The following is a 15,688-nucleotide window of genomic DNA, read 5'->3' on the forward strand; positions in this document are numbered from 1 at the left end:
CTTCCACGGATCCGTTTTTCCATGATGACCCCTGCTGCCTCCCGTTTCTCTGCTTCGCCGCCGCGCCGTTCGTTGACCATCGCCTCGCGGCTTGCCCTGTTGATGGCCCCGATCACCACCGTCGCCTTCGCCGCCCTGGCGGTCCTGATCTACCGCGACACCGCTGACAGTTACCAGCAGCGCGTGAGCGCCGGCCTGCACACCGCCACCGTGCTGATGCGCGATTCGGTGCAGTTGTACGACCGCAGCCTGAGCGAAAGCACGGAGCGCATCGCCGGTACCTTCCGCGCGATGCTGCCGCAGGGTGAGGCGCAGGCCGATGGCGCCGCAACGATCGATGTGGCCGGCCGCAGTACGCCGACGCTGCGCATGGGAAGCCAGGCCATCGGCCCAGCGTCGACCGAAGTGGATCGCTTCGCCGACGCCACCGGTGGCGTGGCCACGGTGTTCGTGCGCGATGGCGATGATTTCGTTCGCGTGGCTACGTCGCTGCGCAACGCGCAGGGCGAGCGCGTGCTGGGCACCGTGCTTGACCACGCCAATCCTGCATATGCGCGGGTGCTGGGCGGGCAGGGCTACACCGGCCCGGCGCACCTGTTCGGCACCGATTACATGACCCACTACATGCCGATCCGCGCCGCCGATGGCAGCGTGGCCGGCATCGCCTTCGTCGGCCAGGATTATTCGCAGGGCCTGGGCGCGCTGAAGGCGCGCCTGCGCGAGGCCACGCTGGGCCGCGAAGGGCGCTTCATCGTGCTCGATACCCGCGCCGGCAAGGAGCGCGGCCGCGTGGTGGCCGCCACCGACGGCGAGGGCGGGCTGCTGCAGGAGCGGGTGGCCGCGCAGGACCTGCCGGCGCTGCAGGCGCTGCTGGATGGCAGCAGCACGCAGGCACGCCTGCATCTGAGCCCGGCTGCGGGTGGCGGCGAGCAGGCGTGGTTCGCCTCGGCACAGCGCTACGGCCCGTGGCAGTGGCTGGTGCTCGGCCTCGAGCCGCAGTCGGTGCTGGATGATGTGCTCAACGGCCTGATGCTGCGCATCGCGCTGATCTCGGCGCTGGCACTGGCCACGGTGGTGACCCTGATCGTGCTGGTGGTACGCCGGTTGCTGGGACGCCCGCTGGCCGCCGCTGCGCAGGTCGCGCGTGACGTGGCAAGCGGGCGCCTGGACCGCGAGATCGAGGTGCGCCGTGACGACGAGGTCGGCCGCGTGCTGGGTTCGCTGCAGCAGATGCGCTCCAAGCTGCGCGAGATCCTGCAGGCGCAGGCGGCCATGGGCGAACACCACGCGGCCGGCGTGGTCAGCCACCGCATCGACGAACAGGCCTTCGAAGGTGAATTCCGCGCCATGGTGGCCGGCACCAACGCGCTGGTGGCCGCGCACCTGCAGACCCAGCAGCGCATGGTTGCGCTGGTCGAGCGCTATGCCGAGGGTGACCTGCAGCAGACGATGGACGTGCTGCCGGGCGAACAGGTGGCGATCACCCAGGCGCTCAATGGCGTGCGTTCGAAACTGCAGGGCATCAACGGCGAGATCAAGCGCCTGGTGGCGGCCGCTGCCGCCGGTGATTTCGGCGTGCGCGGTGATGCGCAGGCCTTTGCCAACGATTTCCGGCAGATGGTGCAGGGCCTGAACAGTGTGATGGGCACGGCCGATGAAAACCTGATGGCGCTTTCGGGGTTGCTGCGCAACCTGGCCGAAGGTGATCTGCGGCACCGCATCGATGGCCAGTCGCAGGGCGTGTTCGCGCGCATGCGCGGGGACGCCAATGCCACCGTGGGCGCGCTGACCGGCATCGTCGGCCGCATCCAGCAGGCGGCCGGCGCGGTGAGCCTGGCCGCAGCGGAGATCGCCGCCGGCAACGACGATCTGTCGCGTCGCACCGAACAGCAGGCGGCCAACCTGGAAGAGTCCGCGGCGTCGATCGAGGAGATGACCTCGGCCGTGCGCCAGAACGCCGACCATGCGCGCCGCGCCGACCAGCTGGCGAGCGAGGCGGCACAGGTGGCCGGGCGCGGTGGCGTGGCGATGGCGGAGATGCAGGCGACGATGGGCCTGATCGACGCGGCATCGCGGCGCATCGCCGAGATCATCGCGGTGATCGATGGCATCGCCTTCCAGACCAACATCCTGGCGTTGAACGCGGCGGTTGAGGCGGCGCGGGCGGGTGAGGAAGGGCGCGGTTTTGCGGTGGTTGCCAGCGAGGTGCGCGCGCTGGCGCAGCGCTCCACGCTGGCCGCCGCGGAGATCAAGGGGCTGATCGAGGATTCGGTTGCCCGGGTGGCCGAAGGCAACGTGCTGGCCGGTGATGCCGGGCGGACCATCCAGGACGTGGTGGCGTCGGTGACCGAGCTGGGGGGACTGGTGGGCGAGATCGCCCATGCCTGCCAGGAACAGGCCGCCGGTATCGAGCTGGTCAACCAGAGCATCGTGCAGATGGACGGCGTGACCCAGCAGAACGCCGCGCTGGTGGAGGAGGCGTCGGCGTCGGCACGGGCGATGAGCAGCCAGGCGCATGCCCTGCAGGAGGCGGCCGGTCGCTTCGTGCTGGCACGTTCTCCGCTGGCTGCAGGCGTGTAAGGGGAGCAGGGCCCGGGGGCGGTGGTGTTCGCTGCCGCCCCCACTTTGCCGCAGTGGGCGGGAACCTGACTGCGACGGGGTGCGCAACGAAATCGTAACAATTCGGGCGATAATGAACGCTTGCGCAGTGTCTCCCTTTTCTACCGCCCGGCTCGCGCAGGCCGCACGGATGCCTCCTCAGAGCTCTCGATGCCTTCCCATACCGATTCCCGCCGTTCGTCGGGCATGTCGTCCTTTATTTCTTTCCGTCGCCACCCGCTGGCCCTGGCCTGTGCCGGCCTGGCCCTGGTCGGCAGCTTCGGTGCCGCCGCGCAGGACAGCGCGCCGACCCCGACCGGTCTGGACACCATCACCGTGACCGCCGAACACCGTGAGCAGAACCTGCAGGAAGTGCCGGTATCGGTGGGCGTGGTGCAGGGCGAGCGCATGCGCGACTTCACCGCCGGCGGCGACGACACCCTGCTGGCGCTGTCCGGCCGCGTGCCGAGCCTGTATGCGGAAACCACCACCGGCCGCATCTTCCCGCGCTTCTACATCCGCGGCCTGGGCAACATCGACTTTTACCTGGGTGCCTCGCAGCCGGTGTCGATCATCCAGGACGACGTGGTGCTGGAGCACGTGGTGCTGAAGTCCAACCCGGTCTATGACGTGGACCAGGTGGAAGTGCTGCGCGGCCCGCAGGGCTCGCTGTTCGGCCGCAACACCACCGCCGGCATCGTCAAGTTCGACACCATCAAGCCGAGCGAAGACTACAGCGGCCGCGTCAGCGCCAGCTATGCCAGCTACAACAGCGTCTCGATCGACGGCGGCTTCGGTGGCCCGATCAACGATGTCGCTGCGTTCCGCGTGTCGGCCCTGTACCAGCACCGCGACGACTACGTCGACAACACCTACACCGGCCCCAGCGCCGATGGCACGGTCAGCCCGAAGAAGAACGCCATGGGCGGCTTCGATGACCGCAACGTGCGCGCGCAGCTGCTGCTGACCCCGAGCGACCAGTTCTCGATCCTGGCCTCGGCCCACGCCCGCGATTACGAAGGCACCTCGACCCTGTTCCTGCGCAACGCGCTGACCAAGGGCTCGAACCAGACCGACGTGCCGCGCGACAAGGTGGCCTACGACGAAGCCGACAACAACCCGCAGGCCTACAAGACCTACGGCGGCTCGGTGAAGGCGCGTTATGACTTCGGCGCGGTCGACTTCACCTCGATCACCGCTTACGAAACCACCTCCGGCTACAGCCGTGGTGACACCGACGGCGGCGCAGCGGTGAACTTCCCGGTCAACGGCGTGCCGAACGGCTACGGCCAGTCGATGGGTCAGATCCGCGACCTTGACCAGTGGACCCAGGAGTTCCGCCTGGCCAGCCACGATGACAACGCCCTGCAGTGGCAGGCCGGCGCGTTCTACTTCAACGGCAGCGACACCACCGATTTCTACCAGCGCGCGTGGTTCCTGCAGGGCGCGGCCCGCAACCCGAACAACTGGGTGCGCCTGCGCAACAAGAACACCTCGTGGGCCGGTTTCGGCCAGATCAGCTACGCCTTCACCGACAAGTTCAGCATCACCGCCGGCCTGCGCCAGACCAAGGACGAGAAGCACACCCGCCTGCTGAAGACCGCTGACACCGCTGCCGGCGTGGTCACCTACAAGGGCCGTACGGACGTGAAGATGTCCGATACCACCCCGAGCTGGGACCTGAGCGCGATGTACCAGTTCAACCCGAACGTGAGCGTCTACGCGAAGGTCGCCCGTGGCTTCCGCGGCCCGACCATCCAGGGCCGTTCGGCGGTGTTCAACGCCGACTTCACCACCGCCGATTCGGAAACGATCCTGTCGTGGGAAGCGGGCGTGAAGAGCAGCCTGTGGGACAACCGCCTGCGCCTGAACGCCACCGCGTTCACCTACACCGTCAACGACATCCAGCTCAACGGCAACGATTCGGACGGCAATGGCGTGCTGTTCAACGCAGACAAGGCCAAGGCGTACGGCTTTGAAGCCGACATGGAACTGCGCCCGATCCCGAACCTGACCCTGAGCGCCGGCGTCAGCCTGCTGCACAGCGAAGTGCAGGACAAGCGCGTGTATGCGCAGGTCTGTGCGCTGAACGGCGCCGTGGTGTGCACCGTGAATGACCCGACCATCAAGGTCGGTGCGAACACCTTCGCCAAGATCGACGGCAATCCGCTGCCGAACGCGCCGAAGTACAACGTGAACTTCGCTGCCCGTTACGACTTCCCGGTCAGCGATGCCGGCACGATGTTCGTGTCCACCGACTGGAACAAGCAGGGTTACACCAGCTTCGTCCTGTACGACAGCAAGGAATTCAACTCCAAGGGTGATTTCGAAGGCGGCCTGAAGCTGGGTTACTCCGGCAACTACGGTGCCTACGAAGTGGCGCTGTTCGCGCGCAACATCACCAACGAGAAGAACCTCAAGGGCGTGATCGAGAACTACATGGCCGCGGTCTACAACGAACCGCGCACCGTGGGTGTTTCGCTGAACATGAACTGGTAAGCGCTGGCGTCATGCAGCCACCGGCAACGCCCCGCACTGCGGGGCGTTGTCGTTTCCGCGACCTGCGTGCCGCGACGGCGCGAGTGCACATGCTATGTTCGCGCGCCGTGTTGAATGGATCTCGACCATGCTGAAATCCCTGTACCAGGACCATGCCGACCCCATCACTGCGCTCGCGCTGCAGGCGCGCTGCGAAGCACAGGTGGTCAGCTGGCGCTGGGCAACCGCATCGATGGGATACATCACGCCGTTCCCGCGCGAGTCCACGGGCACGCCAGCGCCGCGCTGGGTGGCCGAAGCAAAGGCGGATGCGCGAAAGCACGTGCAGCACGGCCTCGATGGGGAAGGGCGCATCGTGTTCGAGCGCGGCCCGTCCGGTCGCATCGGCGTGTGGCTGCACCAGCAGGACTGCCGCCATTACCTCACTTTCCATGAAGGCGGCCATATCAGCGACGCCTGGGAATTCCGCGAGCAGGGCGGGCGCCTGCAGGCACTGGACCTGGTGGACAATGGCCGCGGCATCGACCGCACCTACCACTGGCAGGGCGACCGGCTGCTGCGCGAAGTGATGTGCAACTGGAGCACGACCGGGCGCACCTGGTGGTGCCAGGATGTCTACAGCTACAACGATGCCGGCCAGCTGGACCGCATCGTGCTGGAGTACCTGGACAAGAATGGACGCGCCACCGGCCAGCGCCGGTTGCAGTACCAGCGGCCACGCCCGGGCGAGACGCTGGCCACGGTCACCGCTGACGTCGAGCGCCTGCTGATCGAGGCGATTGCGGCCCAATTGCCTCGCATCCCGCGCGATGAGCCGCTGTACTGCCTGCTGCTGTGCTTCACCGAAAGCGACTTCACCGCGGCCTGGCCGCCGTTCCTGGTGTGGGGCCGGCAGCCCTACCGCGAGGCGGTGCTGGCGCGTGGCGAGGACGTGGCCTATTACCTGTGGGCGCCGGATGAGATGCGTGGCGTGCAGGGCGATGCGCATGAGTGCTGGTTCGACGATGTTGCGCTGGTCGAGGCCTGCAAGCGGCATTCGCAGTACATGGAAATGCGCGGCAGCGATGCGTCGGCCAAGCGCGTGCTGAAGAACGTGGCGGCCTGGCTGGACGCACCCGAACGCCGCGCCCTGCTCGCAGCCACCGATGATTTCGTGGTGGCCGTGGCTGACAACACGGGAAGCATCGACCCGCTGCCCGGGCTGCGCCGGGCGATTGGGCCGGAGCGCTGGGGCCGGTTGAAGGAACGCGGTTACGTCTGAGCGACGGTGCGGACGGCGGGGCCCAGGTAGAGTCGACTGTCAGTCGACTGCTCCGGGCGGTGCAGCAGAACACCCGCGCTGCGCGCGGTAGTCGACCAACGGTCGACTCTACCCAGCCGGCCTCCGGTGAGGATCGCCGCAGGCCGGTAGAGTCGACTGTCAGTCGACTGCTCTGGGCGGTGCAGCCGGCCTCCGGTGAGGATCGCCGCAGCCCGGTAGAGTCGACTGTCAGTCGACTGCTCTGGGCGGTGCAGCCGGCCCCAACCGGCGCCGCGCCATCAACGTGCCGGCAGCAGTGCCTGCAGGCGCGCTTCCAGTTCCTGCTGGCGCCAGCCAGCCAGCGCGGCGGGCCACTGGCGGCGTTCCAGATAGCTTTCCAGGTGCTTGCGCGAGGCCAGCACGCCGTCGGCCAGGCCCAGCTCGCGGCTGCGCTCGGCCACCGCGTCCTGCAGCTTCTTCAGCAGCTGCTTGTTGGTATCGCTGGCCTGCATTGCCAGCGGTGCATCGGCTTCGTCGTCCAGCGGCGTGGACAGGGCCTGCCAGACCGCGCCGGCCAGCTTGCGCGGTGCCTTCGGGAACTGCTCGAACAGCTTGCCCAGCGCCGCCTCGTCGGCCGGCGGCGTGCGCGCCAGGGTGGCGGCCAGCTCGTTGTCCAGGATCCAGCTGCGCGGGCGGTCGCTGCTGCGTGCCTGCACGTCGCGCCAGCGCAGCAGGCGCAGCAGGCGGCGCTGGGCCGCGGCATCGAGGAACTGCGCCGCGCGCATGCCCAGGTGCGGCCAGCGCTCTTCATCGTTGGCCACGCTGGCCAGCAGGCGCTCGCCATCATCGTGCAGCCACTGCTGGCGGCCCAGCGCCTGCAGCTTGCCGTCGATGGCGTCATGCAGCGCGAACAGGTGCTCGACGTCGTCGGCGGCGTACTGCAGCTGCGAATCGGACAGCGGCCGGCGCATCCAGTCCGAACGGGTTTCACCCTTGGCCAGGGCGACGCCGGTGATTTCCTGCACCAGCTTCTGGTAGCCCATGCCGGCACCGATGCCGGCCAGCGCTGCACCGATCTGGGTGTCGAACAGCGGCCGCGGCAGCACGCCGCAGGTCCACTTGAACGCCACCAGGTCTTCGCTGGCGCTGTGCATCACCTTGGTGATGGATTCGTCGGCCAGCCACGGGGCCAGGGCTTCGGGCATGCCGGGAATCAGCGGGTCGATCAGCAGGATGTCATCGCCGACGGCCATCTGCACCAGCGCAAGCTGCGGCCAGAAGGTGCGTTCACGGATGAATTCGGTGTCCAGGCCGATGCGGCTCGGGCGCTGCTGGCGGTACGTGTCCAGCTCGGCGGGGGTGGTGATCCAGGTTGCCACGTGTCAGGGCCTACTACTCGGGTTTGCTCAGGCAGGGGAGAATAGCCTAACGTCGGTCCGCATCCGTGTTGAAGGAGCCCCCGCTTGCGTTTTCCGCTGTCGTCCGCGCTGTGCACCGCCCTGGCCGTTGCCCTGGCCGGCTGCACGCCGCCGCCTCCGGTGCCCGCCAGCGGGGCCGATGAGGAGCGTCCGGCGCAGGCCCAGCCCGCGGACGCGCCGGGGCAGGGCACCGTCACCATCGCCGATGACGACGCGGCCGAGGACATCCAGCAGTGGACGCCGCCCCGGGTGGACCGGCAGCAGCGCAGCCAGGCGCAGCTGCGCCGTGCTGCCGGGCAGGCCTTCGCCCGCGACCACCTGTACGAGGATGCCGACGCGGCCATCCCGCTGTGGCTGGCGGTGCAGGAGGAAGATCCGGACGATCGCCAGGCCCGCGACGGCCTGCAGCGGGCCCGGCAACGCCTGCTGCAGCAGGCCGACGCGCTGCTGGCGCGGCCGCTGAAGCAGCGCGAGGCGCTGGCCGAAGCCAGCCGGCAGGCGCTGGTGCTGCTGACCCTGGCGCCGAAGGACGACAAGGTGCGCGCGCTGCAGGGCCGGGTGGAGACCGCGCAGCGCGTGGTGGCCTACAACCGTGCCGGTGAGGATGACCTGCGTGCCGACCGCATCGGCGAGGACGGCGACGGTGCCATTCCCAATTTCCGCGAAGCGCTGGCCCTGGACAAGGACAACCGGCGTGCGCGGCAGGGCCTCGCGGCGGCGGAGAGTGGCCTGATCCGCCGTGCCGAGGACGCCGCGCGTGCGCGCGACTTCGCCAGTGCCGGTGCCTGGCTGGCCGAGGCCAGCAAGGTGCGCGATTCCTCGCCGACCATCGCCGATGCCTTCGAGCGCATCGAACAGATCCGTGCCACGGCGCTGGTGCAGCTGCGTGACGGTGGCCTGCGCGACCTGACCACGCCGCAGGGCCTGAAGCCGGCGCGGGAGAAACTGGCCGAAGCGCTGCGCATCGCCCTGCCCGGTGACCCGGTGGTGGCGCAGCTGCGCGAGCGCATCGACCTGGCCACCCATTACGGCAGCTTCCGCCCCGGCCAGGTGTTCAGTGATGCACTGCGTGACGGCGGCCGCGGCCCGCAGATGATCGTGGTGCCGCATGGCGGCTTCCAGATGGGCGCCGGCGATACCGAGCCCGGTGCCACCGACGCCGAGCGGCCCTCGCATTACGTGCGCTTCGAGCGTGGCTTTGCGATGGCCATCACCGAAGTGACCGTGAGCGACTTCGAGCGCTATGTGAAGGCGACCAACGCCCGCCCGCGCGCAACCCGGCGCGGCCATTCGGTGGTCTACGACGAGCGCAGCGGCAACTTCATCCGCCGCAGCGGCGTGGACTGGCGCTCGGATTACGACGGCAGCCGGGCGATGGGCAATTCGCCGGTGATGCACGTGAGCGTGCGCGATGCCGAGAATTACGCCACGTGGCTGTCCGAGCAGACCGGGCGTTCCTACCGGCTGCCCAGCGAAGCCGAGTTCGAGTATGCGATGCGGGGCGGCAACAGTGGCCGCTACCCCTGGGGCGATGCCGGCCTGCCGCCGGAAGGCAACGGCAACTACACCGGCAGCCGCGATGTCTCGCCCTCGGGCCGGCACTGGCAGAACGCCTTCGTCGGCTACGGCGATGGCTGGTGGGGCCCGGCACCGGTGGCCACCTTCCAGGCCAATGCCTTCGGCCTGCACGACCTGTCCGGCAACCTCAGCGAGTGGGTGGCCGACTGCTGGCATGCCAGCTACCGGCGCGCCCCGTCCGATGGCGCGGCGTGGTTCAACCCGGGCTGCCGCTCGCGGGTCATCCGTGGCGGCAACTGGGCCAACGCACCGGAACAGACCCGCGCCGCCTGGCGCCAGTCGCAGGATTCGGACACCACCAGCGCGCGCATCGGCTTCCGCCTGGTGCGCGGCATCTGATCCCGCAGCGGCTTCACCCGCCCTGGGCGGCGGCGCACTAAGATTGCGCCGTGCCCGCCGGCCGGCGGGGTCTGCTGGAAGGCCTGTCGATGCGCAACGATCCCTTTTCCCGCTCGCCGCAACAGGGCCCCCGGCGCGGCCTGTTCGGCAACATCCGCTGGTGGGTGCTGCTGCTGGCGGCCGGCTATGCGGCGTTCTACTGGTTTTCCAACCGCTCGGTCGACCCCTACACCGGCGAGAAGGTGCTGATCGACAGCACCCTGGATGCCAGCCAGGAAAAAGCGCTGGGCCTGCAGGCGTACCAGGAGATCCTGTCGCAGGAGCGGCCGCTGGATCCGAACGCGCAGATTTCGCGCGACATCCGCGCCATCGCGCAGCGCCTGATCGCCAAGGTGGACGTGGTGGAGACCGCGCTGGCGCAGGAGCACGGCGTGCAGCCCGGGCACTTCTCGCGTGATTTCGACTGGGAGGTCAACGTCATCCAGTCCGACCAGGCCAACGCGTTCTGCCTGCCGGGCGGCAAGATGGCAGTGTACACCGGGCTGGTGCCGGTGGCGCGCACCACCGATGCGATGGCGGTGGTGATGGGCCATGAGATCGCCCATGCGTTGCTGCGCCATGGTGCGCAGCGCATGGCGCAGCAGAAGCTGACGCAGATCGGGCAGATGGCGGGCGCGGCCAGCGGCATGGATGCGCAGCAGCAACAGATGATGATGTCGGCGATGGGCTACGGCTATCTGCTGCCGTATGCGCGCAGCCACGAGACCCAGGCCGATGAGGTGGGGCTGATGCTGGCGGCGGCGGCGTGCTTCGACCCGCGCGAGGCGGTGCCGTTGTGGGAGCGGATGGGGCAGGCCAGTGGCGGGCAGTCGCCGCCGGAGTTTTCCTCGACCCATCCGAACCCGGGTACCCGGATCCAGAACCTGCAGGCGCTGATGCCGAAGGCACTGGAGTACCGGCAGAAGTTCTGCGAGCAGGCGAAGTAGGGTGTTGTTCGGCAGGGCTTGCAGCCCTGCACCTGCTCAATCAACGTCAACGGCAACGTCAAAAGCCGGCATTCCGTGGGTTGGCGGGGTGGGTCCGGTTGAGGGGGGCGCCGTAAACCCATCCATGGGGGCTTGGTCGCGCCATCCATGGCGCTCACACCCCCTCAACTGGACCCACCCCGCCTTCGACAGACCTCCGCGATCTGTCGGAACGGCGTTCTGCTCTGGTGGGTGCCGACCGTTGGTCGGCACCTACCAACAGCCGCAGTTGCCAGTAGATCCACGCCATGCGTGGATGATTCATTCGATATCTGACAGATGTGCCGACCAACGGTCGGCACCCACCACCAGCAGTTCCCAACAGCCGCGTGAACCTGTCGAAGGCGGGGCACTGTAGGTTTGCGGGGTGTGAGCCGCATGGATGCGGCGACCAAGCCTACATGGACGTATTTACGGCGTCCCCGCAAACCTACAGTGCCCCGCCATCCCACGGAATGCCGCTTCGGCTTTTGACGTTGCTGTTGATTTGCAGCAGGTGCAGGGCTGCAAGCCCTGCCGAACAACCCCTTACTTGACCAGCACGTCGATCACGCCGTCACCGACGCGCGCCTGCAGGGCATCCCCCGGCTGTACCTGCCCGACCTGACGCACCAGCGTGCCGTCATCACGGCGCGTCAGGATGCTGTAGCCACGCGCTACCGTCGCCAGCGGGCTCACCGCCTCCAGCGAACGCGCCAGCCCACGCAGCCGCAATGCGTCCCGTTGCAGCAAGCGCTGCAGCGCCGCCTGCGGGCGGCCGCGCAGGGCGGCCAGGCGCCGCTGCATCTCGTCCAGCTGGCGCTGCGGATGGTGACCGCGCAGGACCGCTGCTGCGTGGCGCAGGCGCGCCGCACGGCGCTCCTGCTGCTGGTTGAATGCCGCATGCAGGCGCCGGCCCAGGTCGAGCTGGCGGCGACGCAGCAGGTCCAGGCGCGCCTGCGGGCTCTGTGCGTTCAGGCGCAGCAGGGCGCGGTCGGCGCGCTGCATCGCCTGCTGCATCGTGTGCCGCTGCAGCTGCACCATGCGCGCGGCGGTGCGGCGCAGGCGCAGGGCCAGTTCGCGCTGGTCGGGCACCAGCAGTTCGGCGGCCACCGACGGCGTCGGCGCGCGCAGGTCAGCGGCGAAATCACTCAGGCTGAAGTCGGTTTCGTGACCCACTGCCGACACCACCGGGGTGCCGCTGGCGGCGATCGCGCGGGCCAGTGCCTCGTCGTTGAAGGCCCACAGATCCTCCAGCGAACCACCGCCGCGGGTCAGCAGGATCACGTCGTAACGCCCACTGGCATCGGCGGCCTGCAGCAGGCGGGTGATCTGCGCGGCGGCCGTGCTGCCCTGGACCAGGGTCGGCAGCAGGTCCACTTCCAGCAGCGGGAAACGGCGGGCCAGCACGCTCAGCACGTCGCGCACGGCGGCGCCGGTGGGCGAGGTGATCACTGCCAGGCGCTGCACGTGCGCCGGCATCGGCCGCTTGCGTGCCGGGTCGAACAGGCCCTCGGCCTCCAGGCGCGCCTTCAGTTCCTCGAAGGCGCGGCGCAGCGCACCTTCGCCGGCTTCCTCCATGTGGTCCAGCACCATCTGGTACTCGCCACGGGCGTCGTACAGGGTGACCTTGCCGCGCACCAGCACGCGCATGCCTTCGCGCGGCACGAACTTCAGGTACTGCGCCTTCATCCGGAACATGGCGGCGCGCAGCTGCGCGCGTGCGTCCTTCAGGGTGAAGTACAGGTGCCCGGATGCGGGGCGGGCCACGCTGCCCAGCTCGGCTTCGACCCAGATCGCCGGGAAGCTGCCTTCCAGCAGGTCGCGGGCCAGGGTGTTGAGCTGGCTGGGGGTGAGGACGTCGTTGTTGCGTGGCTGCATGGGTACGGCGGATGGCGGGCGGAGCAGGGCGCTCAGGATCGCACGTCAGCGCGCGCCGTGCTGGGCCAGCGCCCATTGCACGTGCTCGCGCACCAGCGGCGAAGGATCGTCGACGCGGGTCTGCAGGGCGGCCAGCGCCTCGGCCGAGGCCGGTGCATTGCCCAGGGCCACCGCGATGTTGCGCAGCCAGCGTTCATGGCCGCTGCGGCGGATCGGGCTGCCTTCGGTGCGGCGCAGGAATTCGGCCTCGTCCCAGGCGAACAACTGGTCCAGGCGCGCGGTATCGAGGTTGTTGCGCGCACGGAAATCCGCCTCGTCGGTGCGCTTGGCGAACTTGTTCCAGGGGCAGACCAGCTGGCAGTCGTCGCAGCCGTAGATGCGGTTGCCGATCAGGGGCCGCATGTCTTCGGGGATGGCGCCGTCGTGCTCGATGGTGAGGTAGGAAATGCAGCGTCGTGCATCCAGCCGCTGCGGGCCGATGATGGCCTGGGTGGGGCAGATGTCGATGCAGCGCGTGCAGGTGCCGCAGTGGGCGGTGGCAGGCGCATCGATCGGCAGCGGGATGTCGATGTAGATCTCGCCGATGAAGAACCATGAGCCGCCCTGGCGGTCGATCAGGCAGGTGTGCTTGCCGATCCAGCCCAGCCCGGCATTGCGCGCCAGCGCGCGTTCCAGCACCGGCGCCGAATCGACGAACACGCGGTAGCCCAGCGGCGCGACTTCATCGTTGATCTGCGTGGCCAGCTTCTGCAGGCGGTTGCGCATCAGCTTGTGGTAATCGCGGCCCAGTGCATAGCGCGCGACGTAGGCGCGGCCCGGATCGGCGAGGGTGGCCCAGGCTTCGGTGTCGTCCTTGTGGCTGTAATCCATGCCCACCGATAACACCCGCACGGTGCCGGGCAGCAGCTCGGCCGGACGTGCGCGCAGGGTGCCGTGGCGGGCCATCCAGTCCATCGTGCCGTACAGGCCCTTGCCCAGCCAGTCGGCCAGGTGCGCCTCATCCTCGCCCAGCTCGATGCCGGCGATGCCACAGCGCTGGAAGCCGTGCGCGCGGGCCAGTTCACGGATGCGCGAGACGGCCTGGGCCGGATCGAGGGGGGCGGGGACGGGGAACATGCGCACCAGTATAAAATCCCGGCATGCCCGATCTCTCCCTTCTCTTCGATACCGCCGCTGCACGCACGCTGGATGCACGCGCGTCCGCGCTGGCCGGCGACGACGGCTGGGGCCTGATGTCCCAGGCCGGTCTGGCCGCGTGGCAGTGCCTGCTGCAGCAATGGCCCGATGCTCGCCAGCTGTGCGTGGTGGCGGGCAGTGGCAACAACGGGGGCGATGGCTACGTGCTGGCGACGCATGCCCTGCAGTCAGGCCGGCAGGTGCGCCTGTTCGCGCTGGCCGGGAAGCCGCCAGCCACGGCGCTGGCCCGGCAGGCGGCCGCAGCGTTCACCGACGCAGGTGGCCAGGTGGAAACCGTGGACGGCGCGCTTCCGGCGTGCGACCTGCTGGTGGATGCGTTGTTCGGGCTGGGGCTGGACCGCGCACCGGAAGGTGATGCCCGCGCGCTGATCGGGGCGATCAATGCCCAGGATGCGCCGGTGTTTGCGCTGGACGTGCCCAGTGGCGTGGACGCCGATCGCGGCCAGGTGCCTGGCGTGGCGGTACGCGCGCAGGTCACCCTGCAGTTCATCGCCAACCACCGGGGGCTGTTCACCGGTGGCGCGCTGGACCATGTCGGCCAGCGCCGGCTTGCGCCGCTGGAGCTGGATGACGCGTCCTGGGAAGGCGTGAGCGCCAGTGCGCAGCGCTGGGCGGCCGATCGCCTGCCGCGCCTGCTGCCGCCGCGCCGTGCCAATACCCACAAGGGAGAATCCGGCCATGTGCTGTGCGTGGGAGGCAACCACGGCAGTGGCGGCGCCATCGCCCTGGCCGCCGAGGCGGGCCTGCGCGCCGGTGCCGGCCTGCTCAGCATCGGCACCCGCGGCGACCACGTCGGCCCGCTGCTGTCGCGGCTGCCGGAGGCGATGGTGCACGCGCTGGAAGGTGGCGAGGTGCTGCCGAACCTGCTGGACAAGGCCCGTGTCGTGGCGATCGGCCCCGGGCTGGGCCAGGACGACTGGGCCCGCGCCCTGTTTGCCCGCGTGCTGGCCTGTGGCAAGCCGCTGGTGATTGATGCCGATGCGCTGAACCTGCTGGCCCGCGACCCTCGCGCGCTGCCCGATGCCATCCTGACCCCGCACCCGGGCGAGGCCGCGCGGCTGCTTGAATGCACGACGGCCGAGATCCAGGCCGATCGCTACCGCTGCGCACAGGCACTGGCCGAGCGCTACCACGCGGTGGTGGTGCTGAAGGGGGCGGGCAGCATCGTGGCCGCGCCGGGCCAGATCCCGCGCCTGATTGCCGCCGGCAACCCCGGCATGGCCGTGGGTGGCATGGGCGACCTGCTCACCGGCATCATCGCCAGCCTGCGCGCGCAGGGCCTGGATGCCTTCGACGCCGCCGCGTGCGGTGCCCTGCTGCATGCGCTGGCCGGCGATGCCGCCGCCCTCGATGGCGCACGCGGCCTGCTCCCTACTGATCTGCTGGCGCCCCTGCGGCGGCTGGCCAACCCGGAACTGCCGCAATGACTGAATTCTTCCTGGCCGACAGCGAAGCCACCGAACTGCTGGGCCAGTGGCTGGCCGCCACCCGTCCGCCGCAGGCGCTGGTCGAGCTGCGGGGCGATCTCGGCGCCGGCAAATCCACCACCGCACGCGCGCTGCTGCGCGCATTGGGCGTGCAGGGCGCGATCCGCAGCCCGACCTACACCCTGGTCGAGCGCTACCCGCTGGCCAGCGGTGGCGAAGCGTGGCACCTGGACCTGTACCGCATCGGCCAGGCGGGCGAACTGGATTTCCTTGGCCTGGACGAGGGCAGCGCGGTGCTGTGGCTGGTCGAATGGCCCGAGCGCGGCGCCGGCGCACTGCCACCCACCGATCTGGTGGTGGCACTGGAGATCGAGGGGCAGGGCCGACGCGTCCGTCTCACTGGGGTCAGCGACGCCGGGCGTGAATGGCTCGGTCGGCTTCCCGATGGGGGCGACTTGCAGGCCATTTCTGTGGGCTGACGAGAACAAACACCGGCAGGTTACGGAT

Annotated in this window: 10 protein-coding genes; 7 read left to right on the forward strand and 3 right to left on the reverse strand. The window is 69.2% G+C overall.

Annotated features, from left to right (window positions below):
* Window positions 1–21 precede the first annotated feature (21 nt).
* The 3 genes from AC3WL7_RS16445 to AC3WL7_RS16455 all read left to right on the forward strand — a co-directional run bounded on the left by AC3WL7_RS16445 (window position 22) and on the right by AC3WL7_RS16455 (window position 6,358).
* Window positions 22–2,580 carry a Cache 3/Cache 2 fusion domain-containing protein gene (locus AC3WL7_RS16445; RefSeq protein ID WP_492751697.1) on the forward strand — a complete coding sequence of 853 codons (2,559 nt, stop codon included), beginning with the start codon at window positions 22–24 and terminating at the stop codon, window positions 2,578–2,580.
* A gap of 189 nt (window positions 2,581–2,769) precedes the next feature.
* Window positions 2,770–5,097 (forward strand): TonB-dependent receptor, encoded by a 2,328-nt coding sequence (locus tag AC3WL7_RS16450; RefSeq protein WP_492751699.1) that lies wholly within the window; start codon window positions 2,770–2,772, stop codon window positions 5,095–5,097.
* 127 nt (window positions 5,098–5,224) lie between these two features.
* Window positions 5,225–6,358 (forward strand): hypothetical protein, encoded by a 1,134-nt coding sequence (locus AC3WL7_RS16455; RefSeq protein WP_492751703.1) that lies wholly within the window; start codon window positions 5,225–5,227, stop codon window positions 6,356–6,358.
* Between the two features lie 278 nt (window positions 6,359–6,636).
* Here the strand turns inward: AC3WL7_RS16455 and rnd are convergent, their stop codons facing one another.
* Window positions 6,637–7,716 carry a ribonuclease D gene (gene rnd, locus AC3WL7_RS16460; protein ID WP_108747057.1) on the reverse strand — a complete coding sequence of 360 codons (1,080 nt, stop codon included), beginning with the start codon at window positions 7,714–7,716 and terminating at the stop codon, window positions 6,637–6,639.
* 84 nt (window positions 7,717–7,800) lie between these two features.
* On the opposite strand from rnd, the gene AC3WL7_RS16465 reads away from it, so the two are divergent.
* Together AC3WL7_RS16465 and AC3WL7_RS16470 are read left to right on the forward strand one after the other, a co-directional pair.
* On the forward strand, window positions 7,801–9,672 hold the full coding sequence (locus AC3WL7_RS16465) for a formylglycine-generating enzyme family protein (protein ID WP_492751707.1): 1,872 nt from the start codon (window positions 7,801–7,803) through the stop codon (window positions 9,670–9,672).
* An 89-nt stretch (window positions 9,673–9,761) separates the two neighbouring features.
* Window positions 9,762–10,658: a M48 family metallopeptidase gene (locus AC3WL7_RS16470; protein ID WP_079222552.1), complete on the forward strand. Its 897-nt coding sequence runs from the start codon at window positions 9,762–9,764 to the stop codon at window positions 10,656–10,658.
* 567 nt (window positions 10,659–11,225) lie between these two features.
* Here the strand turns inward: AC3WL7_RS16470 and xseA are convergent.
* Both xseA and queG read right to left on the reverse strand, forming a co-directional pair.
* Window positions 11,226–12,557, reverse strand: coding sequence for an exodeoxyribonuclease VII large subunit (gene xseA, locus AC3WL7_RS16475; RefSeq protein WP_492751709.1), 1,332 nt, complete (start codon window positions 12,555–12,557; stop codon window positions 11,226–11,228).
* Between the two features lie 45 nt (window positions 12,558–12,602).
* Window positions 12,603–13,673, reverse strand: a complete 1,071-nt coding sequence (queG, locus tag AC3WL7_RS16480; protein ID WP_492751711.1) for a tRNA epoxyqueuosine(34) reductase QueG — start codon at window positions 13,671–13,673, stop codon at window positions 12,603–12,605.
* A 23-nt stretch (window positions 13,674–13,696) separates the two neighbouring features.
* Between queG and AC3WL7_RS16485 the strand changes: the two genes are divergently transcribed.
* On the forward strand, window positions 13,697–15,181 hold the full coding sequence (locus AC3WL7_RS16485; protein ID WP_492751713.1) for an NAD(P)H-hydrate dehydratase: 1,485 nt from the start codon (window positions 13,697–13,699) through the stop codon (window positions 15,179–15,181).
* Window positions 15,178–15,660, forward strand: a complete 483-nt coding sequence (tsaE, locus tag AC3WL7_RS16490) for a tRNA (adenosine(37)-N6)-threonylcarbamoyltransferase complex ATPase subunit type 1 TsaE (RefSeq protein ID WP_492751715.1) — start codon at window positions 15,178–15,180, stop codon at window positions 15,658–15,660. Before AC3WL7_RS16485 ends, tsaE begins: the two co-directional genes overlap by 4 nt.
* Window positions 15,661–15,688: the final 28 nt, after the last annotated feature.

This window comes from Stenotrophomonas sp. FW305-3-2-15-E-LB1 (assembly GCF_058787375.1).